We start from the raw sequence: 1,166 nt of genomic DNA, 5'->3' as shown, positions 1-1,166 counted from the left end.
CTTTTTGAAATTCTTTACGCCTTAAAATTGAAGTTATTGTCCAAGAAATAGTCAAGATGAGTCCAAATAATATAAGTAAATTATCGTTTTGCCTATATCCTCTAAGTAGTGTCGTAGTCGAATAAATTAGCCCAGAAATTACACCAACCAAAAGAAATATTCTATTGCGTTTTGCTTTGTCGAAAATTATTATTTTGTCGGAATGGAATTCTAATGAGCCGTCAAATAAATTAAAATATTTAATATCCATTTTTAAATGTCTTTAAGTAGCAACCAACGATTCCGCATTTAAGCAGAGGCGGAATTTGGAAATATGTTGATGAAATTATTGAAAAAGTTGATTAGCGAAAAACAGATGAGTAATTGCGTTGTCGTCCGCCGACTTTGCTTAAATGCTTTGTTAGCCACAGTTTATTTCCACATTTTAGCAAACAATTTTGGACATATAGCTCTCATGCTATCTGGATTCTCTTCCTCCCAAGTAAAGTCAAAATTGAGATAATTCCCTTCTCCAAATTTGAATTTTTCTTCGTCAATGAAGTCATACAAGTCTTTCCCTGTTTTATTTTTAAAAGCATCTAGTGCAACGTACCAAAAATCTTCAAAGTCATAAAATTCTGTATCCTCGTTAATTTCCGCTATTAAAGAATCTGGATTTTGTTTGGCTTTGTAGTACACACCTTTGCCTCTTGAAATAACCCAATTTCTGAAATATTGAAAGCTGTCATCGGAGCAACCTCCATTCATAATATAACCAGCACACCACATTTCTGAATTATATGTATCATACAATAATTTGTCTGTTCGGAGTCTAAAACCAACAATTTCAGCAGGTGTCAACGTTTTCAAATATTTAATGAAATATTCTTTTTGCTCATCTTGGTCATTTGTTTTAGATAAGCTGTCATCTATGATTTTCCAAAAGTAATCTTCATTTAACATTTGAGATGTCTTGGCTATGCTATTTGAATTATAGCGATTAAAAAGTCTTCTAAAAAAACTCATTGATTATTTTTTAATTGGTGCTAACGTACAGGGCTTTGTGCAGTAGCGGTATTCCATGTTCTGTCAAGCCCCGAACTGTTGCTGATAAATGTACAAAAGTTGATGTTTATTTCTGCTGTCCATCTGCGTTCGGTCAGTGGAAACTGATGATGATAAGCGAA

The 1,166-nt window shown here is 33.1% G+C and carries 1 protein-coding gene; it reads right to left on the bottom strand.

Going from position 1 to position 1,166, the window contains the following annotated elements:
* Nucleotides 1–411: 411 nt before the first annotated feature.
* On the bottom strand, nucleotides 412–1,005 hold the full coding sequence (locus tag J0H68_00010) for a DUF4240 domain-containing protein (GenBank protein ID MBN8827077.1): 594 nt from the start codon (nucleotides 1,003–1,005) through the stop codon (nucleotides 412–414).
* Nucleotides 1,006–1,166: the final 161 nt, after the last annotated feature.

Source organism: Sphingobacteriia bacterium, from assembly GCA_017304685.1.
GTDB lineage: Bacteria > Pseudomonadota > Alphaproteobacteria > Rickettsiales > 33-17 > JAFKLR01.
Note: the sequence above shows the minus strand (reverse complement) of the source record. Positions and strands in the feature narration are given on the sequence as shown.